19 protein-coding genes are annotated in these 22,254 nt (G+C 69.0%); 12 read left to right on the plus strand and 7 right to left on the minus strand.

The window, feature by feature from the left end; all coding sequences use genetic code 11:
• Positions 1–7 precede the first annotated feature (7 nt).
• Both ACOGI5_RS08735 and ACOGI5_RS08740 read right to left on the minus strand, forming a co-directional pair.
• Positions 8–1,534 (minus strand): amidase, encoded by a 1,527-nt coding sequence (locus ACOGI5_RS08735; protein ID WP_419864035.1) that lies wholly within the window; start codon positions 1,532–1,534, stop codon positions 8–10.
• Positions 1,535–1,574: 40 nt separating this feature from the next.
• A complete protein-coding gene (locus ACOGI5_RS08740) occupies positions 1,575–3,059 on the minus strand; it encodes an amidase (RefSeq protein ID WP_419864036.1) in 1,485 nt (494 codons plus the stop codon).
• A 138-nt stretch (positions 3,060–3,197) separates the two neighbouring features.
• On the opposite strand from ACOGI5_RS08740, the gene ACOGI5_RS08745 reads away from it, so the two are divergent.
• Positions 3,198–6,719, plus strand: coding sequence for an error-prone DNA polymerase (locus tag ACOGI5_RS08745; RefSeq protein WP_419864037.1), 3,522 nt, complete (start codon positions 3,198–3,200; stop codon positions 6,717–6,719).
• 27 nt (positions 6,720–6,746) lie between these two features.
• Here the strand turns inward: ACOGI5_RS08745 and ACOGI5_RS08750 are convergent, their stop codons facing one another.
• Positions 6,747–7,784 carry a hypothetical protein gene (locus ACOGI5_RS08750; protein WP_419864038.1) on the minus strand — a complete coding sequence of 346 codons (1,038 nt, stop codon included), beginning with the start codon at positions 7,782–7,784 and terminating at the stop codon, positions 6,747–6,749.
• A gap of 93 nt (positions 7,785–7,877) precedes the next feature.
• Between ACOGI5_RS08750 and ACOGI5_RS08755 the strand changes: the two genes are divergently transcribed.
• From ACOGI5_RS08755 to ACOGI5_RS08775, 5 genes are all read left to right on the plus strand, one after another.
• The gene (locus ACOGI5_RS08755) at positions 7,878–8,504 is read left to right on the plus strand and encodes a TlpA family protein disulfide reductase (RefSeq protein ID WP_419864039.1); all 627 of its coding nucleotides are present in this window, start codon (positions 7,878–7,880) and stop codon (positions 8,502–8,504) included.
• 61 nt (positions 8,505–8,565) lie between these two features.
• On the plus strand, positions 8,566–9,795 hold the full coding sequence (locus ACOGI5_RS08760; RefSeq protein WP_419864040.1) for a magnesium transporter: 1,230 nt from the start codon (positions 8,566–8,568) through the stop codon (positions 9,793–9,795).
• Positions 9,796–9,941: 146 nt separating this feature from the next.
• A complete protein-coding gene (locus ACOGI5_RS08765; RefSeq protein ID WP_419864041.1) occupies positions 9,942–11,150 on the plus strand; it encodes a potassium channel family protein in 1,209 nt (402 codons plus the stop codon).
• 71 nt (positions 11,151–11,221) lie between these two features.
• Entirely contained in the window at positions 11,222–12,079 is an 858-nt protein-coding gene (locus ACOGI5_RS08770) for a PIG-L family deacetylase (RefSeq protein ID WP_419864042.1), read from the plus strand.
• A complete protein-coding gene (locus ACOGI5_RS08775; protein WP_419864043.1) occupies positions 12,076–12,429 on the plus strand; it encodes an SCP2 sterol-binding domain-containing protein in 354 nt (117 codons plus the stop codon). The genes ACOGI5_RS08770 and ACOGI5_RS08775 overlap by 4 nt, the downstream gene beginning before the upstream one ends.
• A gap of 46 nt (positions 12,430–12,475) precedes the next feature.
• Here ACOGI5_RS08775 and ACOGI5_RS08780 read toward each other — a convergent pair whose 3' ends face one another.
• From ACOGI5_RS08780 to ACOGI5_RS08795, 4 genes are all read right to left on the minus strand, one after another.
• Positions 12,476–13,321 (minus strand): ChbG/HpnK family deacetylase, encoded by an 846-nt coding sequence (locus tag ACOGI5_RS08780; protein ID WP_419864044.1) that lies wholly within the window; start codon positions 13,319–13,321, stop codon positions 12,476–12,478.
• Between the two features lie 9 nt (positions 13,322–13,330).
• Positions 13,331–13,759 carry a thermonuclease family protein gene (locus ACOGI5_RS08785; protein WP_419864045.1) on the minus strand — a complete coding sequence of 143 codons (429 nt, stop codon included), beginning with the start codon at positions 13,757–13,759 and terminating at the stop codon, positions 13,331–13,333.
• Between the two features lie 269 nt (positions 13,760–14,028).
• Positions 14,029–15,222, minus strand: a complete 1,194-nt coding sequence (locus tag ACOGI5_RS08790) for a steroid 3-ketoacyl-CoA thiolase (protein WP_419864046.1) — start codon at positions 15,220–15,222, stop codon at positions 14,029–14,031.
• A gap of 26 nt (positions 15,223–15,248) precedes the next feature.
• Positions 15,249–15,419 (minus strand): hypothetical protein, encoded by a 171-nt coding sequence (locus ACOGI5_RS08795; RefSeq protein ID WP_419864047.1) that lies wholly within the window; start codon positions 15,417–15,419, stop codon positions 15,249–15,251.
• A 95-nt stretch (positions 15,420–15,514) separates the two neighbouring features.
• Here ACOGI5_RS08795 and ACOGI5_RS08800 point away from each other — a divergent pair, with 95 nt between their 5' ends.
• The 6 genes from ACOGI5_RS08800 (at position 15,515) to ACOGI5_RS08825 (ending at position 22,249) form a co-directional block, all read left to right on the plus strand.
• Positions 15,515–16,501, plus strand: a complete 987-nt coding sequence (locus tag ACOGI5_RS08800; protein WP_419864048.1) for an LLM class F420-dependent oxidoreductase — start codon at positions 15,515–15,517, stop codon at positions 16,499–16,501.
• 75 nt (positions 16,502–16,576) lie between these two features.
• Positions 16,577–17,365: an enoyl-CoA hydratase/isomerase family protein gene (locus tag ACOGI5_RS08805; protein WP_419864049.1), complete on the plus strand. Its 789-nt coding sequence runs from the start codon at positions 16,577–16,579 to the stop codon at positions 17,363–17,365.
• Positions 17,366–17,526: 161 nt separating this feature from the next.
• Complete coding sequence (locus tag ACOGI5_RS08810; RefSeq protein WP_419864050.1) at positions 17,527–18,651, plus strand: RidA family protein; 1,125 nt, start codon at positions 17,527–17,529, stop codon at positions 18,649–18,651.
• A gap of 80 nt (positions 18,652–18,731) precedes the next feature.
• A complete protein-coding gene (locus ACOGI5_RS08815; RefSeq protein WP_419864051.1) occupies positions 18,732–19,757 on the plus strand; it encodes a MaoC/PaaZ C-terminal domain-containing protein in 1,026 nt (341 codons plus the stop codon).
• 120 nt (positions 19,758–19,877) lie between these two features.
• On the plus strand, positions 19,878–21,044 hold the full coding sequence (locus ACOGI5_RS08820) for an acyl-CoA dehydrogenase family protein (RefSeq protein WP_419864052.1): 1,167 nt from the start codon (positions 19,878–19,880) through the stop codon (positions 21,042–21,044).
• Positions 21,041–22,249 (plus strand): CaiB/BaiF CoA transferase family protein, encoded by a 1,209-nt coding sequence (locus tag ACOGI5_RS08825; RefSeq protein ID WP_419864053.1) that lies wholly within the window; start codon positions 21,041–21,043, stop codon positions 22,247–22,249. The genes ACOGI5_RS08820 and ACOGI5_RS08825 overlap by 4 nt, the downstream gene beginning before the upstream one ends.
• Positions 22,250–22,254: the final 5 nt, after the last annotated feature.

Here is a 22,254-nt window from a genome sequence, read left to right on the forward strand (position 1 = left end):
GTGCGCGTCATGACGATTCCTGTGGCAGATCTCCCAGTGCGATGAACCCATCGGCCTCGGAGATCTGCTGGGCCACGGCGAGCAGGAGGCCCTCGCCTCCGTGCGCCGCGTGCAGTTGCACACCCAGCGGCAATCCGTCGGCGTCACGCGCCGTCGGCAGCGAGATGGCCGGCTGCCCGCTGAGGTTGGCCTGGTTGACGAAGGCGGCCAGCTCGGCGATCCGTCGGGCACCGTCGATCGGATCGGCCAGGTATCCGAGGTGAGGCGTCACGTCGGCGAGCACGGGGGTCATCAGCAGGTCGAAGCCGTTGCGGTCCGGCGTGCTCGGACCCGGGGCGGGATCGGCATTCCAGAAGCTCATGACGCGCCGGCGCCAGCGAGCGAGCGCTTCGAGTGCTTGCACATACGCCGACGCAGGCAGCGATGCGCCCAGCTCTGCCGACCACCAGTTGGCGGGCTCGACGTCGTCGGACGTCATCGGGCGTTCCAGACGTTCGGCCCATCCGGCGAGTTCGGTTGCCATGCCGACCATGCGCACCACGATCGTGTGGTCGGCGAGTTCTGCGCTGAACCAACCGTCGGGCGCTGTATCCGGCTCGATGCGGTGACCGAGTCGGGCGAGCAGATCGGCAGCCTGCTCGACAGCCCGGCACACCGGTGGGCTCGCTCGGCCGCGGCCGCCCGTCGACACCGCGATGCGCAGCGGCGGAAGCGAGGCGGCCAGCGAGCCGGCGAACGACTCGCCGGGTCCGAGCGGGGGAGCGATGTAGGGATCGCCGGGCGCCGGGCGGCTGATGATGTCGAGGCACCGTGCGGCGTCGCGCACGGTCCGCGTGAGCATGCCGTCCACCGCGAAGCCGCCGCGGTGCTCGCCGAGGCGTGGCGCAGTCGAGACCCGGCCCCGGGTCGGCTTCAACCCAACCAGGCCGCACGCTGCAGCGGGGACGCGGATCGAGCCGCCCCCGTCGTTGCCGTGCGCGACCGGCACGATGCCGGCCGCAACAGCGGCCGCCGATCCGCCGCTGGAGCCGCCGGGCGAGCGGTCGAGCGACCACGGGTTGGCCGTCGGGCCGTAGGCATCCGGCTCGGTGGTGATGGTGGTGCCGAACTCGGGTGTGTTCGTACGCCCCACCGAGACCAGCCCGGAGCCGCTCAGCAGGCGGTAGAGGTGGCTGTCCAGCGAACCTTGCCAGCCCAGCTCGACCAGGAAACGGGCACCGGCGTGGTGAAACTCGCCGGCCTGCTCGCAGCCGAGATCCTTGACTGCCATGGGCACGCCGTCGAACGGCACGCCAACGCCGGAAGCGTCGTCGAGCGTTTCGCCACCGGCCCATCGCCGCGACCAGCGTTGCGCCGACGCTTCAGCCTCTGCCAGCGCCCGCTCCGGGCGGGGATGGATGACCGCGTTCAGAGCCGGATTCAGCCGCTCCATCCGTGCGAGCGCAGCCTGCATCGCCTCGGCGGGTTCGGTCTCGCCCGCGGCAAATGCCTGCGCCAGCGCCGTGGCGTCCTCGAAGCGGCGGTCAGCAGACATGTCCCCGCTTCCCAGCCTCTCGACCTCTCCGCAGCCGACCTCAGCCGGTGCCGGCCCACAGGCTCGGCGTGCGACCCGCCCACGGGGCTGCCCGCTCGAGCTGACCTGCCAGCGCGAGCAGCATCTCCTCGCGAGCGTGCGCGCCCACGAACTGCACGCCTACGGGCAGATCGCCGGCAGCCCAATGCAGAGGCACCGACATCGCCGGCTGGCCGGTCACGTTGAACTGCGGGGTGAACTGCAGCAGGTCGTTCAGCCGGCCGCGGCCGGTCTCGGGATTGCGCAATTCGCCGAGGCGAGGCGGCGGCTCGGCCATGATCGGCGACACCAGCACGTCGCGGTCAGCCCACCATGCGGCGAGCCGCCGGGTCCAGGCATGGCACCACTCGAGTGCCGACACGTACTGCGCCCCGCTGACCTCGCGCCCGATGTTCATGAGTGCCCACGTGTCGCCTTCCACATCGGCACGGCTCATGTGCCGGCCCAAGGCCTCCTCAAGACCAGACAGCATGACGACGTTCTGCACGGACACGATCGTGCGGAAGTGCTCGAAGAACTCTGCGTGGAACATGTCGTCGGGTGCCGAATAGTCGACGCGGTGTCCGAGGCTCTCCAACAGCTTCCCGGCGTTCTCGACAGCCTGGCTGCACTCGGCGTCCACCGGGCCCCAATCGGAGTGCGCGCACAACCCGACCCGGAGCGTCTGCGGCTCGCGCTCCGCCGCGGACTCGAACGTGCCCGACGGCGGCGGCGCCCAGTAGGGGTCGCCCGGCCACGGCCGGCTGATGCCGTCGAGCACCCGGGCGCTGTCGCGCACGCTGCGGCTGACGACACCGTCGACGCTCCAACCGGCCCAGCCGTCTCCGGAATCGGGTCCCAGCGACACCCGGCCCCGGTTCGGCTTCAGCCCGAAGAGCCCGCAGTTGGCGGCGGGCACACGGATCGAGCCGCCCCCATCGTTGGCGTGGGCGATGGGCACGATGCCCGCGGCCACTGCTGCTGCGGAGCCGCCGCTGGATCCGCCGGTCGAATGACCGGTGTTCCAGGGATTGGCTGCCGGTCCGTACGCCAGCGGCTCGGTGGTGATGGTGAGGCCGAATTCTGGGGTGTTCGTGCGGCCGAAGTTCACCAATCCCAGCTCAGCGAACATCGTGGCCAGGTGAGCGGTGCTCGGCGCCGCGTACCCCGCCGCTTTGAGTGCGGCGTTGCCGGCGTGGTACGGCTGTCCTTGCGTGGTGCAGGTCAGGTCCTTGGTGAGGAACGGGACGCCTGCCAGCGAACCGCCTGTCTCGCCGGCGCTGCGTGCGGTGTCGAGCTGCTCGGCCGCACGGCGGGCGCCGTCGTCGAGCCGTCCGACGATGGCGTTGATCTCCGGGTTCACCCGGTCTGCCCGGGAGGTGGCCTCGGCCAGCAGTTCGACCGCCGACGCTTCGCCTGAAGCGAACAGCTCGGCGGTGGCCACGCCGTCAGGCAGATTTTCGCTCGGTGCGCCGGCCGATGCGCTGGTGGGTGACGTCTCAACCATGGGCGCAACGTAGTTCGGTTGCCGGTCGGGATCAGAGAGGCCGCGCTCAGCGGCTGAGACCAGAGGCGATGCCGTCGGAGAGAACTTGCGTTCTCAAAAACTGTTGTTCTCAGAACTCTCGTTCGTTATTGTCGGGCCGTGGGTTTCACGAATCCGGGAATTCCCTGGCGCGAGCTGGAGCGGCGATTGTCCGACCGGCCCCCTCGGGGCCGGTCCATCGAACCCAGCCGGCCGCCGTTTCCCGGCCGGTCCGGTGAGGGCCGGCGCATCAAACACAGCTATGGCAAGAGCCTTGCTGCCGACGGCGAGCGGATCGAGCCTGTCGCCCGACCGCGGCCGGCGGGGCTCACGGTGCCGTACGCGGAGCTGCACGCTCATTCCAACTTCAGCTTCCTGGACGGGGCGTCGAGCCCGGGCGAACTGGTGGACGAAGCAGTACGGCTGGGGCTCGAAGCGCTGGCGCTGACCGACCACAACGGGTTCTACGGGGTGGTCCGTTTCGCCGAGGCTGCCGCCGAGGCCGGGCTGCCGACGGTGTTCGGCACTGAGCTGACGCTCGACGCGTATGGCGTCGACGAGCTGACGCTCGACGCGTATGGCGCCACACGACCTGAGCGCACCGGTTGTGCCGATCCCGTGGGCTCTCACGTGGTGGTGCTGGCTCGCTCGCCGGCGGGGTACGCCGCGCTGGGCGAGTTGATCTCGGCAGCGCAGATGGCGGGCCGCAAGCACGCCCCGCGCTTGAGCACCGGCGAGTTCCTCGCAGCCGCGGCGGCACATCGCGACGATTGGGCGATCCTCACCGGGCACCGCAAGGGCGCCGTCCCCGCAGCACTCATGGCCGAAGGACCCAGCGGCGGGCCACGCGCTGCAGCCGCCCAGCTCGACCGTCTCATCTCCGCAGCCGGCCGCCACAACGTCTTCGTCGAGCTGTGGGACCACGGCCACCCGCTCGACAGCGACCGCAACGACGCGCTGGCCGAACTGGCTGTGCGAGCCGGCGTCGAGCCGATCTGCACCAACGGCGTCCACTACGCCACTCCCGCCGGGCGACGGCTGGCCACCGCTCTGGCTGCGGTGCGAGCCCAGCGCAGCCTCGACGAGCTGGACGGCTGGTTGCCGCCAGCAGCGACAGCGCACGTGCGATCCGGGGCCGAGCAGGCCCGCCGGTTCGCCCGCTGGCCGGGCGTGGTGCGTGCTGCCGCGCAGCTCGGTCGCGACTGCGCATTCGATCTGTCGCTGGTTGCGCCCAACCTGCCGCCGTACCCCTGCCCAGACGGTCACGACGAGATGTCGTACCTGCGGCACCTCGTGGCTCGGCGGGCACAGTGGCGGTACGGCACCCCTGAGAGCGAGCGGGTGCCGGGGGCGTGGGCGCAGCTCAATCACGAGCTCGACCTCATCGAACAGCTCGGCTTCGCCGGCTATTTCCTGGTGGTGTACGACATCGTGTCGTTCTGCCGCAGCCGTGACATCTACTGCCAGGGCCGCGGCTCGGCCTCGAACTCGGCGGTCTGCTACGCGCTCGGCATCACCAATGTCGACTCGGTCGATCTGGGGCTGCTGTTCGAGCGCTTCCTGTCACCTGAGCGCGACGGGCCGCCCGACATCGACATCGACATCGAGAGCGGCCGCCGCGAGGAAGCCATCCAGTACGTGTACGAGCGCTACGGCCGCACCCACACAGCGCAGGTGGCGAACGTCATCACCTACCGAGCGCGCTCGTCGGTGCGTGACATGGCCCGGGCCCTGGGTTGGGAGCCCGGCCAAGCCGATGCCTGGTCGAAGTCGCTCGACAGGTACAGCCCGCTGCCCACCTCGAACGGTGCCTCGAACGGGTCCGCGGCCCAGCCCCATCGGGCAGGCCGGCCCCGTGCACGCGACTGGCGCGATGCAGGGCCTGAGCCGACAGGCAACGGCTCCAGCCCGTCGGGCCCCGGCCAGTCACAGCACGACGAGGCCGGCATTCCCGCCGACGTGGCAGAGCTGGCTGCTGCGCTCGAGGGGGCGCCGCGCCACCTCGGCATCCACTCGGGCGGCATGGTCATCTGCGACCGGCCGGTGACTCATGTCTGCCCCACCGAATGGGCCACCAAGGCGGATCGCTCGGTGCTGCAGTGGGACAAGGACGACTGCGCAGCAGTCGGGCTGGTGAAGTTCGATCTGCTCGGGTTGGGAATGCTGTCGGCCCTGCACTACGCCGTCGACCTGATCGCTGACGCGCATCACACGAACATCGACATCGGCATGCTGCCGCAGGAAGACGAGGTCTACGACATGCTCTGCCGCGCCGACAGCATCGGCGTGTTCCAGGTGGAGTCACGTGCCCAGATGGCCACCCTGCCGCGGCTGCGCCCTCGCTGCTTCTACGACCTGGTGGTGGAGGTGGCGCTCATCCGCCCCGGGCCCATCCAGGGCGGCTCGGTGCACCCCTACATCCGGCGGCGCAACGGGGAAGAGCCGGTCACCTACCTGCACCCCCTGCTGGAGAACTCGCTGAAAAAGACGCTGGGCATCCCGCTGTTCCAGGAGCAGCTCATGCAGATAGCCATCGACGTCGCTGGGTTCACACCCGCCGAGGCCGACGAGCTGCGTCAGGCCATGGGCTCCAAGCGGTCCCGCGAGCGGATGGGCCGCCTGCGCGAGCGCCTGTTCAGCGGCATGGCCTCCCGGGGGCTGGTCGGCGATGTGGCCGAGCGGGTCTGGGAGAAGATGGTCGCCTTCGCCGACTACGGCTTCCCCGAGAGCCACTCGGTGTCGTTCGCTCACCTGGTGTATGCCTCGTCGTGGATCAAGCTGCATTACCCGGCGGCGTTCTGCGCGGCGCTGCTGAACGCGCAGCCGATGGGGTTCTACTCACCGCACTCGCTGTGCCAGGACGCTCGCCGTCACGGGGTGGTGGTGCATTCGCCCTGTATCAACCTGTCCTCCGAGACAGCCACGCTGGAACCGTGCGATGCCTCCACCGGCGGGATGGCTGTGCGGCTGGGGCTGTCATCGGTGCGGGAGGTGGGCGATGAGCTTGCCGAGCGGATCGCCGTCGGTGGCCCCTACAGCAGCATGGAAGACCTTCAGCGCCGAGCCGAACTGAGCCTGCAGGCGCTGGAGGCGTTGGCCGCCGCGGGAGCGTTCGACTGCTTCGGGCTGTCGCGGCGCGAAGCACTGTGGGCGGCCGGGGCGGTGCACCAGGGAGGCTCGGACCGGCTCGCGGGGGTCGTGACCGGTGCTGAGTCACCGCCGCTGCGGCGCATGTCAGCAACCGAGACCGCCGCCGCGGACTTGTGGGCCACCGGCGTAGCCCCCAACGGACATCCAACGAGGTTCCTGCGAACCGAGCTGGCCGCTGCGGGGGTTCGCACTGCGGCCGAATTGCTCACATGCCCACCGGGCAAGATCCGCGTTGCCGGCTTGGTGACGCACCGCCAGCGACCCATGACGGCCGGCGGCACGACGTTCCTGAATCTTGAGGACGAGACGGGCCTGGTGAACGTGGTGATATCGCGGGGATGCTGGCAGCGGTACCGCTCGGTTGCACGCGACATGCCCGCGCTGATGGTGTCAGGCCGCCTCGAGCGCCATGAGAACGTGGCGAATGTGATCGCCGAGAGACTCGAAGCTCTCGATGTGCCTGCTTCGGTGGGGAGCCGCGACTTCCGCTGAGAGCGGTCTCACGCAGCGAGTGCTGCGTCAGCCCAGCGGTCGGCCGAACGGCAGCTCGTCCTGCCAGGTCTGCAGAAACGACTCGGCCCGGTAGCAGGCGGCCATGAACGGGCCGTCGTCATGGTCGACGGTTTCGGACATGACGGCTTCCACGGTGTCTGCGGTGGCCGAACGCAGATCGTCGTGCGTGAGCACAGGATCGGCCCACCAGCCCAATGCCGGACCGGTGGCAGCCACGAAGTCGGCCGCAACCGGCGTGCCGGCCGCGCGCAGCACTGCCAGCGCCTTCGACGACACCGCGGCTGACGAGAAGGCGACCACCGGTGTGGAACCGGCCATCGAGGCCCCATCGCCGGACATGGCACCGGGCTTCGAGCCGCAGAACAGCACGTCGACGTCGTCTTTCCAGACGGTCCACGGCTTGGCCGGCTCGCCGTCGCCCGAAAGCGTTGCCACGCACATCTCGCCGTCCGCCAGCCAAGCCTCGGCCAGTGCCGTCGGATCGAGCTGGCCATTGGCACAGCCTTTCGCTGTGGCTACCCGCACGATGCTGGCCCCTGCCGCGGCGGCTTCTCGTGCGATGCCCAACCCTGCCGGGCCGAATCCCTCGATCGCGATGCGCTTGCCGTCGAGACCGCCGAGCAGGCTGGCTGCTGCCGCAGCAGCCCCGACCCCGATGAGCTCGTGGTTGAACGAGATGCCGTCGCGATCGTCATTGCCGATGAGGTTGCGCTGGTCGTGGGCCAGCACGGGTGCAAGCAACTCGGCGTCGAGCCGCAGGCCCGGACTGGTCGATAGCCGGCCGCTGCGCAAGTCGTCGGCCAGTTCGCCCGCCAGCGCTTCGACAGCCCCGGCGGCATCGGAGGGGTCGGACTTCAGGCCGATGCTGGCGCCGCTGCGCTGCTGCTCCAGCGTGGCGAAGACGTAGGTCAGATGCCGCACCAGCATCGTCGCGTTGCCGGGGATGAGGCGGCTGCCGAGGCGGGCCTCCCCGACGTAGTGCTGGGCGCCTGGCAGGTCGAAGATGACGAAGCCGGGTGTCGATTCGAGCTGGCGGGTCTCCACGGACCAAGTCTGCCATCGGCCGCCCGGCACGCCCCGGGCATGGCGGCAGGCCCACGTCCGGTGAGGTCGGCGCCGTGCCTAGCCTTGACGGCGGTGCGACGAGTGGCAATCGGTCTGTGTGCAGTGCTGCTGGCTGCAGCCTGTGGCGGAGACGATCCATCAGAAACCGTTGCGACCACTGCTGGTTCTGCAACGACGGCACTGAGCGATGGTTCTCCCAACCGGACGCAAGTTTCCGGTACTGCGCTGCCGCGGTTCGAGCAGCTAGAAGACGACCCGGCCGTCGGTCGCACACCACCGGTCGTCGTCGGCACAGACCTGCTCACGGGCGAAGTGGTGCGCATCACCCCCCAAGGACGTCCGATCGTCATCGCGTTCTACGCCCACTGGTGCCCGCACTGCCAGGCCGAGGTGGCCGATCTCACGGAGTGGCTGGAATCCAACGAGCTGCCCGCGGGCGTGGACTTCTACGCGGTCTCGGTGCTCGAAGACCCCACCCGCGGCAACCATCCACCCGAGAAGTGGCTGCGCGACGAAGGCTGGCAGCACCCCGTCATCGCCGACACTCCGGCGCTGTCCGTCGTCGATGCATTCGGCCTGCAGTCGGTGCCCTACATCGTCGCCGTCAATGCCGAGAACGAGGTGGTCTTGCGGTACGCCGGCAGTGTTGGGCCCGCCGACCTCGCGGCATTCTTCGAGTCGCTGCTCGGACCACCCTGATAGGGAGTTCGCACTGCGACGCGAAACAGCTCGATTCGGCCGCGACCGGCTGCTTCGCCCGGTGGTCAGGCTGCACCCGCTGGGTTTTCTGCGTGGCCTGCTGGGCCCTGATGTCACCGGTGCCCGTCAGAGTCTCACTGCGCTTGCGGTCAGCAGCCTGACCGCCACCGCTGCAGGCGTCCTGCTTGCGGCGGTCACCGGCACGCTCGAGCGCTTGCCGGGCCTGCTCGTGCTCGTTCCCGCTGCGATCGGCATGCGCGGCGACATCTTCGGCGCGCTGGGCAGCCGCCTCGCCACCACCATTCACGCGGGGACCTTCAGAGCCACAGCCCGCAGCGACACGATCGTGGGCCAGAACGTGATCGCCGCAGCCGTGCTCACGCTGGTGACCGCCGTGGCGCTCGGCGTCATGGCCAAGGTGATGGCGCCGGTCTTCGGCCTGTCCGACATCATCGGCATCACCGATCTCATCGTGGTGTCGGTCGTCGGCGCTCAGTTGGCCTCGATCGTGGTGCTCGTGGTCACACTCGGTCTCGCGGCCAGCTCCACCCGCCGGGGCTGGGACCTCGACAACGTCAGCGCGCCGCTCATCTCCGCGGTCGGCGATGTGGTCACGCTGCCGGCGTTGTTCCTGGCCACCTATCTCGTGGGGATCACCGCCCTCACGCCGATCCTCGCAGCCGCCAGCGTCGCCGCAGCTGCCGCGGCCATGTTCTGGGCATGGCGGTCAGGGCTCGATCAGCTCTGGCAGATCCTGCGTGAGTCGATGCCTGTGCTGTGCGTGGGCGGCTTCGTGCTCATCGTGGCCGGCGTCGTGATCGAGCACCGTCTCGAGGACCTGGCCGACAAGCGTGCCGTGCTCATATTGGTGCCGGCATGTCTCGCGGCCGCGGGCGCCATCGGCGGCATCTTGTCGAGCCGGCTGTCGACCAAGCTGCATCTGGGCGTCATCGAGCCGCGTGCTCTGCCGCAGCGAGGCGCACGCCTCGACATCCTGTTCGCCTTCAGCTTGACCGTGCCCGTGTTCGTGCTGAACGGGCTGCTCGCAAGCGCCTTCGGCACATTGTTCTCACTGTCCACGCCGGGAACCGTCCGCCTTGTGGCCATCTCGCTGATCGGAGGCATGATCGCGACGGCGCTTGCCGGCTTCATCGCCTACTACGGCACCGTGGTCGCGACCCGCGTCGGCGTCGACCCCGATACCTACGGCATCCCGCTCGTGAACAGCACCGTCGACCTTGCCGGTGCCGCGGCGCTCGTGCTGGCCGTCAGCTGGGTGGGTTTGTCGTGAATTCCTTCCTCGCCCCCGCGCCGCTGTGCCTACGCTTGGCACGGCGACGCATCCAGGTCCCCGAGCCGATTGGAGCCCGTCGCGTCGCTCGCTGACGATTTGCAATGCGATCAGATCCTGAAGACAAGCCTCGAAATCTGAAATCCATGCTCTCCGAGGCCAAGGACGCCTCTGAGCTCATGGTCGATCTGGCCTACGCCGCGCTCTATTTCGACGACGAGGGCATGGCCGATGCCGTCCTGGGTCTCGAGGAGGACATGTCGGCCCTGGTGCACGAGATGCGATCGCTCGCCATGCTGGCCGTGCGGCATCCTCGCGAGGTCGACGGCATGAGCTCGGTGCTGCAGGTGGTGTCGTCTATCGAGCAGATCGCCAATGCTGCGGTGGACATCTGCAAGATCGTGCTGCACCACTTGGGCATTCCCCGAGCGCTCATCGTGGACTTGGCACAGGCGGCCGAGGTCTCGCACCGGCTGGTCGTCGCGGAAGGCAGTCACCTTGCAAACCGGCCGCTGCGTGACATGGAGCTGCCCGTGGCGGTCGGCATGCGCGTGGTCGCCATCCAGCGGGGCCGCCACTGGCTGACCGACGTCGGCGGCGACAGCATCGTGGAGCCGGGCGACGTGCTGTTCATGCGCGGCGATCCCGCAGGCATCGTGCGGCTGCGGGAACTGGCGGCCATGGAGCGCTGGAACCCGCCCGAGCCCGACGAGGCGCAGGCGCCGAGCGACCTCGACCGAGCGGTGGACACGCTGGTCGAGATGAAGAACCTGTCGGAGGCAGCCATCGGGCTGGCCTATTCGGCGCTCGTGCTGCATGACCTGTCGCTGGCCCGAGAAGTGCGGTCGATGCAGGAGCGACTCGACGGCATGAAGGTGTCCATGCAGACGTGGGTGCTGCGCGCTGCCGCGGAGGGGGCCGATGGCGCAGAGGCTGATCCTGCGGCGCTTCGCGGTCTGCTGCACGTCGCCGAGGCCGCGGAGGACATCGGCGACCAGGCCCGCAACATCACTTCGCTCGTCCTCGAGGATGAGGACATCCACCCGGTGCTGGCGCTCGCACTCGGCGACACCGACGACATCGTCGTGCAGGTGCCGGTGGCACCGGGTTCGGAGGCCGACGACTCAACCCTCGGGTCGCTGGGGCTGGCAGTGGACCCCGGCTATCACGTGCTGGCGATCCGCCGGGCCGCCAGCTACATCTACAACCCCCCGCGCACGGTGCGACTGTGGGTCGGCGACGAGCTGCTCGCTTCGGGTCCCGAAGAAGGCCGCGACCGGCTCGCGGCGATCTGCGGCTACTCGATGGAGATCGACGAGGAAACCGGACACGTCGAGCTGACACCGGTCGCTTGACCACCGAGACTGTGATCGGAGTCACCGGACGGTCGGCCAGCACAGTGTTGACCCCGGTAGCTTGACCGCCGATGTCGCTGGACACGGGACTGTCGATTCTCGCGGTGCACGCTCACCCCGACGACGAAGCATCAAAGGGGGCGGGCACCGTCCGCCGGTATGCCGATGAAGGAATCCGCACCACGCTCGTGTGCTGCACCGGCGGCGAGGAGGGCGACATCCTGAACCCGGCAATGGACCGGCCCGAGGTGAAGGAGAACCTCCCCGAAGTCCGGCGTGCCGAGCTGGACGCGTCTGCCGTCGAGATCGGCTACGACGAAGTCATCATGCTGGGCTATCGCGACTCAGGCATGCCCGACACCGAAGCCAACGCCCACCCTGACGCCTTCGCCAACGCCGACCTCGACGAAGCAGTCGCCCGACTGGTGACTGTGATCCGCCGGGTGCGCCCGCAGGTCATCCTGACCTACCCGCTGGTGCAGTCGCGCTACCCGCACCCCGATCACCTGCAGGTCACGGCCATCTGCATTCCCGCTTTCGCCCACGCCGGTGAACCGGCCTGGCGCCCGGAGTGCGGCCCCGCGTTCACGCCGATGAAGATGTACGCACCTGTGTGGTCGCACAAGCGAATGAGGCTGATTCACCAGGCCTTCTTGGATCTCGGCCTTGAGTCGCCGTTCGACGAGAAGTGGCTGGGGCGACCCAGCCGGGACGACCGCATCACTGCGGTCATCGAGGTGAACAACGCAGTGCGACGCAAGGCGCTGCTGGCCCACGCCACCCAGGTCGATCCCGATTCGCCCTTCTGGTTCGGACTGCCCGACGACGTCGCCGACTCGATCCATCCGTTCGAGGAGTACATGCTGCTGGAATCGCGCATCACGACCGAACCGATGGAGCACGACCTCTTCGCTGGGTTGCGTCCATGAGCTTCCTCGACGACGAGTTCCTGGCGGAGTGGGCAGACACCGGCCATGAGCCGCTGGGAAGCGTGTCGGGCACCGTCGTGATGAAGACTGCCGGCGGTCCCGACGGCAAGGTCGCCGTCAGCCTGATCTTCGAGTCCGGCGTGCTGACGGCTGCGTCTGCAGGCACGACCCGAGGTGCTGATCTGACCCTGGAGGCGCCGTGGCAGCTCGCTGCCGACGTGGTCCGCGGCAATGCCGATCCTGCCCGGCACTACATGGCCGGCGATCTCAAGGTCTCCGGCGACATGGCGCTCTGGCTGGAGCTGCTGCCGGCCTGGCGCGCCGCGGGCTCGCTGGGCTCGCCGAGCTGATCGGTGATGGGCTGAACAGCGCTCGACGGAACACTGTCGGGCTGGATCAACCCGTGCCGGATCGCTGCAGCTGACGCAGCGCCCGATAGCCGATCAGCTTGATGCCGCTGCGCTGGATGTGGGTGCGCAGCTCGGCATTGTCACGCAGGTGCAGCAGGTCCTCGACTCGTGATCCCCATTCGGCGGTCAGCGATCTGAGCTCGGGCAGATCGGCAGCGGGCTGGAGCTGCAGCTCGGTCAGTCCCGGTTCGAGCGAGTCCAGCAGCGCTTCGATGCGCCGGTACCGACCCATCATCCCGGGTGCGATGCGCAACACCCGATCCGGGGTCACGACGCTCTCGGAGGCGACCAGGTCCTCAGCGGGGAAGCCCAGCTGGCGCCGGGCCTCGCTGGAGATCAGACGCATGGGCAGCTGGAACTCCACCGCCAGCTCCAGGTACACGTCGAAGAACTCGGGGCGCACGCTGAGCACGTCGAGGTGACTGTCGAGGTGCGTGACGTCGAAGCCCCACAGGATCGCCCGCTCGATCTGTGCCCGGCATTCCCGCCGGACCTCGTCGAGATCGGCGTGGTCCCACACATCGCTCACCGTGCTGGGCATCCCGCCGTTGCCGTCGAGCAGCGACGGGCCGTAGGTGATCGGCCCCCACCGGTACAGCTCGAACTCGGCGTTCAGCGTGAGCGCGACTCCGATGTCCTCGCCCCGGAACCTCGCTGCTGCCTCGCGCGACCACGGGCACGGCACGAGCAGCGTTCCGGTGGTCGCCAAGCCGTCTCGCAGGGCGGCGTAGACGCCTTCGTTCATCGCGTGGCACCCGCCGAGTCCGGCCGCGCTGATGATCAGCAGTCTGTCGTCGGGGCCGTATCCGAGCCGCTGGCACAGCGGTGCCACACCGACACGCTAACTGCCGTCTTCGAGTAGCCGGTTCGGGCCGCCGCAGTCGGCCCAGATCCCCCTGCCGGCGGCGCGGGCATCGGCTTGGGCCTCGTCGAGCACGGCCCGGTGCTCCGTGTTCGGCTCGAAGTGCATGGTGCCGGCGTAGCCGTCGAGCACGAGGTAGCGATTCACGAACAGGCCGTCGGAGGCGCGGTACACGTAGGCCAGCACCCGGTCGTAGCGGTCGTACAGCTCGTCGTCTCGCTGGAGGAACACCTCGGTGCCGGGCGGCAGCAGTTCCGCCGTTCGCCGGGTGGCTGCATCGCCCCCGCATTCGGCCGGCAGGTAACCGCCGGTCTTCTCGGGCGTGTCGATGCCGAGAAATCTCACGGTGGCTCGTCGCCCGTCGAGGTCCACGTCCATCGTGTCGCCGTCGATGACGGCCAGCACCACGGCGTTCGGCTCCAGCGCTCCATGGGGGGCAGTGGTACCGGGGCCGCCCTCAGTCTCAGAGGATGCCGACGGAGCGCTCTGGGCAGCCGGGGCCGTCTCGCCGCCGCTCAGGTACTGCCAACCGGCGAACGCACCTACGCATGTGGCCGCTATCGCGGCGATTTGGATCGCTCTGCGACCGCCGGCCGAGCGACCGGCACTCGGGCGGCGGCCAGCCTCGACGGGTGCTCGTCCGACCGGGCCGGATCCCGAGAACGGCCTGCCGTCGGTCAGAGCCGCTCGATGACGGTGCCGGTGCCCAGCCCGCCGCCACAGCACATCGTGACGAGCGCCGTGTTCTTGTCGGCCCGGTGCAGCTCGTGCACCGCCTTGGTCAGCAGGATCGCGCCGGTTCCGCCCAGCGGGTGGCCCAGCGCGATGGCGCCGCCATTGGGGTTCACCCCGTCCATGTCAGGGTTCACCTCACGCTGCCAGGCCAGCACCACCGACGCGAACGCCTCGTTGATCTCGACGATGTCGATGTCGGACATCGCCATGCCGTTGCGCTCGAGCAGGTAGTTCGTGGCCTCGATGGGACCGGTCAGCATCAGCACCGGGTCGCTGCCGACCAGGCAGGTGTCGACGATGCGGGCCAGCGGGCTCAGACCCAGCTCGGCGGCACGACCGGCACGCATGAGCAGCACCGCGCCCGAGCCGTCGCTGATCTGCGACGAGCTGCCAGCGGTGTGCACGCCGCCGTCCATCACCGGCGACAGCCCGGCGAGCCCTTCGGCCGTCGTGGGTCGGATGCCGCCGTCGCGCACGACATGGCGGAACTCGTCGGTGGGCTTGCCGTCGTCGTCCAGAATCGGGGCGTCGATCTCGACGATCTGGGTCGCGAAGCGGTCTTCTTCCCACGCCCGGGCGGCATTGTTCTGGCTGCGCAGGCCGTAGGCGTCGCACTCTTCGCGGCTGATGCCCCACTGCTTGGCCATCAGCTCGGCGCCTTGGAACTGCGTCGTGTACTCGTAGTGCTCCTTGTAGCGCGACGTCGCTGTGCGCTGGCCCTTCTTGTAGCTGGAGCCCATCGGGTTGCGCGTCATGGACTCGACGCCGCATCCGATGGCCGAATCGACCACCCCGCTGCGCACCAGGCCGTATGCCAGCGTGGTGGCCTGCTGGCTCGAGCCGCACTGCGCGTCGACGGTGGTGGCTGCGACCGACAGGGGATAGCCCGCGCCGAGCCATGCGGTGCGAGCGATATTGGCCGTCTGCTCGCCTGCTTGGCTGACGCAGCCGCCCACGATCTGGCCGATGCTGGCCGGGTCGACCTGCGTGCGCTCCATCAGCGAGGTGAGCACATCGCTCAGCAAGTCGGACGGATGGATACCGCTCAGGTCGCCGCCGCGCCGGCCGACAGGAGATCGGACGGCGTCGACAATGACAATGTCGTCGGGGTGGTGGTTCACGGATGCGCTGCTCATGGCCGGCACTGTACTTGCGGCCGGCATCAGGCGGCGTGGAGACCGATCTCGGGCGGGCGCGCCGTGGCGGCCAGCGCAGCCCGTGCCCGAGCGACGCCCCGCAGGCCCTCCTGGCGGGTGGCCCGGTTCAGCCGGTGGGGCATCCGGCTGGTCGACACCAGCCGGAGCTGAGGTGGGAGATCAAGCTGTTCTGCCATGTGCACAGTGTGATGAGGGGGTGTGACACGAAAGACGGCAAGGTCGCTGTGGCGGCACCCAAACCCGGCTGTGCCGCCTCACTAGCCTGCGCGCCGTGACCTCCCAACGAAACAACTGGCGCTACGGCATCACTGTTCCCTTTGATGATCCCCTGCATGCCCAGGCCGACCTCTACCGCGAATTCGCCGACCTCGGCTACACGGAGTTCTGGAGCTCCGAGGCGGACGGGACCGACGGATTCACCCCGCTCGTGCTGGCGAGCCAATGGGTGCCTGATGTGCGACTGGGCATCGCCATCATCCCGGTCTTCACCAGGGGCCCCGCACTTCTGGCCCAGCAAACGGCCGCCATCTGCGAGGCTGCGCCCGGACGCTTCGCCATGGGCATCGGGGCCTCGTCCAACGTCATCGTCGAGCGCTGGAACGGCATCGGCTTCGACGAGCCCTTCAAGCGGACACGCGACACTGCCCGATTCCTGCGCCAAGCCCTCACCGGCGAGCGCATCAGCGAGACCTACGACACGTTCGACATTCAGGGCTTTCGCCTGGGCCGCCCGCCCGAAATCCAGCCTCCGATCCTGCTGGCGGCCCTGCGGCCCGGCATGCTGCGGCTCGCCGGCAGCGAGGGCGACGGTGCCATCATCAATTGGCTCTCGGCCGACGACGTGTCGACTGTGCGTCCCTACGTCGACGAGGGCGGCGCCGGCAAGGAAGTGGTGGCCCGCATCTTCGTGTGCCCCAATCCCGACGCCGACACGGTCCGAGCCGGCTTCAAGCGGGCCGTCGCCGCCTATCTCAACGTCCCGGTGTACGCCGAATTCCACCGCTGGCTCGGACGCGGCGAATTGCTCGCCGCCATGTGGGAACGCTGGGCCGACGGCGATCGCCGCGGAGCGCTCGAGGTCATCGACGACGATCTGGTCGACGAACTGCTGGTGCACGGCCCGCCGGAGGCGTGCCGGGAGCACATCGACCGCTACCACGCAAACGGTGTCGACGTGTCGGCCATCTCGATCATGCCGTTCGGCGGCATCGATCCCGTCCAGGCGGCCCGCGACCTGTCACCGGCCGCTCGCGCCTAGCCGGCTGGAACGACCAGCAGGCGGGGCGCGTAACCTCCCGTGGACCGGCTAGCGCCAGCATCTACAGGAGCGAACATGGACCTCGAGACGATCATCTACGAAGTGCGCGACGGGGTGGCGCACGTACGGTTCAACCGACCGGAGGGCGCCAACGCCGTCAATCCGCAGTTCTCACGCGAGCTGCGGGCAGTGATGCTGGAGATCGAGTTCGATGATGCGGTCAAGGCGGCGTCGGTCACCGCCGAAGGCCGGGTGTTCTCGGCAGGCGGCGACCTCAAGGAATTCCACGCCGCAGGCGACGGCCTGCCGCAGCTCGCATCGGACATGGTCATCGACCTCCATGCAGCAATCAACAAGATGAACCGCACACCGAAGCCGTTCGTTGCCGGCGTGGGCGGCAGCGTGGGCGGGGCCGGCATGTCGCTGGCAGCTTCATTCGATCTCGTGGTCGCGGGCGAGTCGGCGAAGTTCACCATGGCCTATACCCGCGCCGGCGTGACGCCCGATGGCACATCGTCCTACTTCCTGGCCCGCCACATCGGGCTTCGGCGGATGCTCGACCTGACCCTCACCAACCGCGTGCTGTCGGCGGAGGAGGCCGAGCAGTGGGGCTTGGTCAACCGGGTGGTTCCCGACGACGAGGTCGATTCGGCCACCGCCGAGTTGGCCCAGGCGCTGGCCGACGGCCCGGCGTGGGCGCTGGGCCACGCCAAGCGGGTGATCTACAACGGCATCGACTCCCCGCTCGAGCAGGCGGGCGAGTTCGAAGGCAAGACGATCACCGACGCCATGCTGACCCACGACGGCCGCGAGGGCATCGCCGCATTCGTGGAGCGCCGCGCGCCGAACTTCACCGGAAACTGACGCGCCGCTCGGTGCGAGGGGCTGCAGCCCAGTCCTCACGGGGAACTTCGCCGAGGCGCTCGGCGCCGTTGCGAGCGTCCTAGCGTCGAACGCTTGCGCGCACTAGACAAGGTGTGAGCGGCACCGACCGTGTCGCCGTTTGTGCATGAGGAGCACGAACCATGCCTCCCCAGGAGATCACCCCGGAGCCCTTTCCGTGGCTGGACACCAGCCGGTATTCCTTCTCCCAGGGCATCGAGGCCGGCGGGGCGGCGTGGCTGGCGGGCCAGACCGCAGGCGCGTACGACGCCGAATCGGGCCGAGTCACGGTGCGCGGCGACGGTGCCGAGCAGGCCAGCGTGTGCTGGGCCAAGGTCGAGGCAGTGCTCGACGCCGCCGGGCGCGACATCAGCGAATGCTCCGAAGTAACCGAATACGTCACCGTCGCAGGCGCACCTGAGCGAGACGCCATCGCGGGCGAACGTCCGCATGGCTTGGGCTCCGCTGTCGGTGGGGTCCGGCCCTCGACGTTCGTCGTCGAATCGCTCGTGCGGCCCGAGGCGCTGGTGGAAGTAGAGGTCGTGGCCGGCCAGGTCGACGGACTGGTGCACGTGCCTCAGGTGCTGCCCGTCGACGACGATGGCAACGCGGTGCTGCCGGGCGACTTCGTCGGCCAGTGCGAGTGGGCGCTCGAAGAAGCCGGCCGCCGCCTCGAAGCTCACGGCATGGATCTGTCCAACGTCGTGCGGATCGTGCAGCAGACCACCGCGGCCACCCGCCGCCAGTACAACGAGACTGCGGAGGCACGCCGGCGGCTGCTCGCACCGCAGTTCCCTTCGTCGACGGGGTTGCTGATGCCCGAGCTGCCTCATCCCGAAGCCCTCGTGGCGCTCGATGTGTGGGCGTCGGCGCATCCCAAGACAGTCGTGCCGTACCTGGCTGAGGCCTACTCGTCGCTCACCTTCAGCCCAGCGGTAGAGGCCGGCGGGCTGCTGTTCATTTCCGGCACGACAGCGTTCAATCTCGGCACTGGCGAGACCGTCGCCGAGGGCGACATCGGCGGGCAGGCCGAATTCGTCTACGGCGAGATCGCCGCCATCTGCGAGATGGCCGGCACCTCCATCGACAACCTCGTCAAGACCGTCGAGTACGTGACGCCCGACGGCGTCGGCGACTACCGGGCCGTCGGAGAGGTGCGCCAGCGGGTGATGGGCCGACCGTTCCCCGCCTCCACTGGTGTCGTGGTGTCGGGGCTGCTCAGTCGCCGCTGGCTGATCGAGGTGGAAGCCGTCGCCTTGATGCCCTGAGAGGCAGAGCCGGGCGTTGCCGGGGCCCGAGCGGCCCGTGAGCCCGTATCTCATCGAGACTGGGAACAAGAGCCGGGAACATGACGCAGCTGCTGACCCCTGAAGTGCGCGCCGCGCTCGGCACGACGGTGATGTACGTGGCGCCCGAACCGCTCGGCCGGGCGTCCATTCGCTATTTCGCCCTGGCCATCGGTGCCGATCCGGGGCGTTGGCGGGACGAGGCGCCGCCGACGCTTATCTGCGAGACAGCGCAGCTCACCGGCCGCGCAGTGCCAGATGGGAATGCGTACCTCGGGCACGCTTGGGAACTTCCGCTGCCGGTGCGATGCGCCATGTTCCGGGGAGGCAACGACTACCGGTTCGATCAGCCTGCCCGGTTCGACCACGTCATCTCCACGACGTGGACCCTGACCGATGCAACCGAGCGGCTCGATCGGGAGGGCCATCCGCTCCTGTTCGTCACTGCCGAGGCGGCGTATTCCGCCGACGGCGATCCGCTCGCGACGAATGCCGAGACGATGATCTTCCGCCCGCTCGAGGCCGCTCAGCCCGAGAGCGATCCGCCTGATGAGGAAGCAGAGGCGGACGCGGCCCAAGGCTCCACGGCAGGGGCCGTGCCGACGACGCCAACCCCCGAGGCGGACGACCCAGCGACCGTCGGTGCTGCCGAGTATCTCGGTGCCCCTGCTGGCCCTGAACCGCTGCCGCGGGCTCGGCTGAGCCCGGGCCGTTCGCTCCGGCCGCTGCACCGGCGGATCGCCTTGGCAGACATGGTCGCGTACGGAGCCGCCACTTGGGACTGGCATCGCCTGCACTACGACGAGGCTCACGCCCGCCGGCTGGGCGCTCCGGCACCGCTGGTCGACGGCCAGATGCTCGGCGCCTTGCTGGCGGAATGCGTCTTGCGCGCCGCCGGCCCTAGCGCCCGGCTGGTCCGGCTCGCGTACCGGAATCGCTCGCCGGTGCACGCTGGTGAGACCGTGACCTGCTCCGGCACGATCGCGACATCCGACGATGCCGGGTTCAGCGTCGACCTGTCAGTCTCGGTCGGCGACCGGCTCGTCGTCGCCCCGGCGTTCGCCCAGCTCGACTGGACCGCCGGCTAGCCGCGCGAGCCCATAGGCACAGATCCCGAAGCCGCCTCCGCCGCGGCATGCGCCCGGCACCCAATAGGCCCTGCTGCCGCCGGCCTCCTAGCATCGGGCGCCGAATCAAGGAGATGCAGCGTGGATTTCTCCATGAGCGACGAGCAGGCGCTGATCGTCGAGACGGTTCGACGCTTCGTCGAGAGCGAGATCATCCCCCTGGAGGCCGACCTCGACCCTGATGCCGGCGAGCTGGAACCCACCGACGCTGCCCGGCTCACGCAGATGACTCGCGACATGGGCTTCTACGGTCTCGACATCCCGGCGGAGTACGGGGGACCAGGCCTCGACACCACTACCCGGGCGCTCATGGCCATCGAGATGTCCAAGCACCGCGCCGGGCTCTACAACCCGTGCTACGGCGTGTTCGGCGGGGCCGGGCTGGCACAGCTCTACGAGGCCACCGACGAGCAGAAGGAGCGCTGGCTCTACCCGACATTGCGGGGCGAGAAGACGGGCTGTTTCGCCTTGACGGAGCCATCGGGCGGTTCGGACCCGGGGCGGGCCATCCGCACCCGCGGCTACAAGGACGGCGACGAGTGGGTGCTGAACGGCTCGAAGCTGTTCATCTCCGGTGCCGACAAAGCCGACTATGCCTTGCTGTTCGCCCGCACGTCCGACGACCCCAGTCGAAACGGCGTCACGGCCTTCATCGTCGACACCGACACGCCCGGGTTCAACGTGCGCCGCGTGGTGCACACGCTTCGCGCCACCCGCTATGCCACCGAGCTGGAGTTCACCGACATGCGGGTGCCCGAGAGCCACGTGCTCGGCGAGGTCAACGGGGGATTCGGCATCGCCAACGACCGGCTGAGCCGCCAGCGCATCCCGTACGCGGCAGGCTGCCTGGGGCCGGCGATCATGGCGCAGGAGATGGCGATCGAGTGGGCTCGCAGCCGCGAGACGTTCGGCTCGGTGCTGGCTGAGAAGCAGGCAGTGCAGTGGATGATCGTCGACAACGAGATCGACATCCGCCACGGCCGCTGGTGCGTGCTGGAGGCAGCTCAGAAGGCCGACCGCGGCGAGCGGTTCCGCACCGAGGCCGCGATGGCCAAGCTGGTGGCGTCGGAGGCGGCCGGGCGGGTGGTGGACCGCTGCATCCAGATCCATGGCGGCATCGGCGTCACCAAAGACCTGCCGCTCGAGCGCTGGTACCGGGAGCTGCGGATACGCCGGATCGGCGAGGGTCCCAGCGAGGTGCAGCGGCTGATCATGGCCCGCGACATCCTCGGCGGGAGCTTCAAATGAACGAATCCCACACGGGGCAGGGCGCGGCATCCCGGCCGCTGCCGCTCGACGGTGTGGTGGTACTCGACCTCGGCCAGATCTACCAGGGGCCCTATGCCGGGCTGCTGCTGGCGTACTCGGGAGCCCGCGTCATCAAGGTGGAGCATCCCCGCGGCGAGGCGCTGCGGGGGCACAGCCATGGGCTGCCGTACGCCATGCTCAACTCGTCGAAAGAGACGGTGTCGTTGGACCTCAAATCGCCCCGCGGCCGGGAGCTGTTCATCGAGCTGGCCAACGGTGCCGATGCGGTGCTGTGCAACTTCGCTCCCGGCGTGCCCGAGCGGCTGGGCATCGACGCCGAGACGCTGTGGCAGACGAATCCCAAGCTGGTATTCGCGCAGGCCAGCGGTTATGGCCTCGACGGTCCGGACGCTCAGCGGACCGCCATGGACGTCACCGTGCAGGCACACATGGGCGTCATGAGCATCAACGGCTTCGCCGACCGCCCGCCGGTGAAGTCCGGGGCGACCTTCATCGACTTCCTCGGCGGCACCCACCTGTACGGCGCCGTGGTGACAGCGCTGTTCGAAGCGCAGCGGACCGGCGGCGGTCGCCTGGTGTCGACGTCGATGGCGGAGGCCACCTACTACACGCTCACCACGTCGCTGCAGGCATGGCAGCTGCACGGCGTGACTGGACGCATGGGCAATCGCAACGCGGCCATGAGCGTCTCGCCGTCCAATGTGTACCCGTGCAGCGACGGGCATATTGCGTTGATCGCGGCCATGAACTCGCACTGGCGGGCGGTGCTGGAGGTGATCGGCCGCGCCGACGTGCTGAGTGACGAGCGCCTGCGCAGCAATGCGGGCCGCTGCGAGCACATGGACGAAGTGGACGATCTGGTCTCAGGCTGGACGTCACAGCAGACCCGGGCAGAAGCGGCGGCGGCGTTCGGGGCGGCGGGCGTGCCGGTGGCCGAGGTGCGCGAGGTCACCGACGTGGTGCATGACGAGCACATGATCGAACGCGGCTTCCTGCAATGGACCGAGTTGGACGGGCTCGGCGAGATACCACTGGCGCACAGCCCGCTGCACTGGCATGGCTCGGACCTGCGCGAGCTCGAGCCGTACCGACCCGTCGGCGCCGACAACGAAGCGATCTACGGTGAGTTCTGCGGCCTCGACGGCGACGACTTGGCTGCGTTGGCCGCCGAGCGAATCATCTGAACTGT

This window comes from Candidatus Poriferisodalis sp. (assembly GCF_965208925.1).
Lineage (GTDB): Bacteria > Actinomycetota > Acidimicrobiia > Acidimicrobiales > Poriferisodalaceae > Poriferisodalis.

Bases quoted from the DNA above. Each gene is read 5' to 3' on its own strand.
- ACOGI5_RS08735 (WP_419864035.1), bottom strand. From the start codon at position 1,534: ATGTCTGCTGACCGCCGCTTCGAGGACGCCACGGCGCTGGCGCAGGCA.
- ACOGI5_RS08740 (WP_419864036.1), bottom strand. From the start codon at position 3,059: ATGGTTGAGACGTCACCCACCAGCGCATCGGCCGGCGCACCGAGCGAA.
- ACOGI5_RS08765 (WP_419864041.1), top strand. From the start codon at position 9,942: ATGCTCTCCGAGGCCAAGGACGCCTCTGAGCTCATGGTCGATCTGGCC.
- ACOGI5_RS08770 (WP_419864042.1), top strand. From the start codon at position 11,222: ATGTCGCTGGACACGGGACTGTCGATTCTCGCGGTGCACGCTCACCCC.
- ACOGI5_RS08775 (WP_419864043.1), top strand. From the start codon at position 12,076: ATGAGCTTCCTCGACGACGAGTTCCTGGCGGAGTGGGCAGACACCGGC.
- ACOGI5_RS08790 (WP_419864046.1), bottom strand. From the start codon at position 15,222: ATGAGCAGCGCATCCGTGAACCACCACCCCGACGACATTGTCATTGTC.
- ACOGI5_RS08795 (WP_419864047.1), bottom strand. From the start codon at position 15,419: ATGGCAGAACAGCTTGATCTCCCACCTCAGCTCCGGCTGGTGTCGACC.
- ACOGI5_RS08805 (WP_419864049.1), top strand. From the start codon at position 16,577: ATGGACCTCGAGACGATCATCTACGAAGTGCGCGACGGGGTGGCGCAC.
- ACOGI5_RS08810 (WP_419864050.1), top strand. From the start codon at position 17,527: ATGCCTCCCCAGGAGATCACCCCGGAGCCCTTTCCGTGGCTGGACACC.
- ACOGI5_RS08815 (WP_419864051.1), top strand. From the start codon at position 18,732: ATGACGCAGCTGCTGACCCCTGAAGTGCGCGCCGCGCTCGGCACGACG.
- ACOGI5_RS08825 (WP_419864053.1), top strand. From the start codon at position 21,041: ATGAACGAATCCCACACGGGGCAGGGCGCGGCATCCCGGCCGCTGCCG.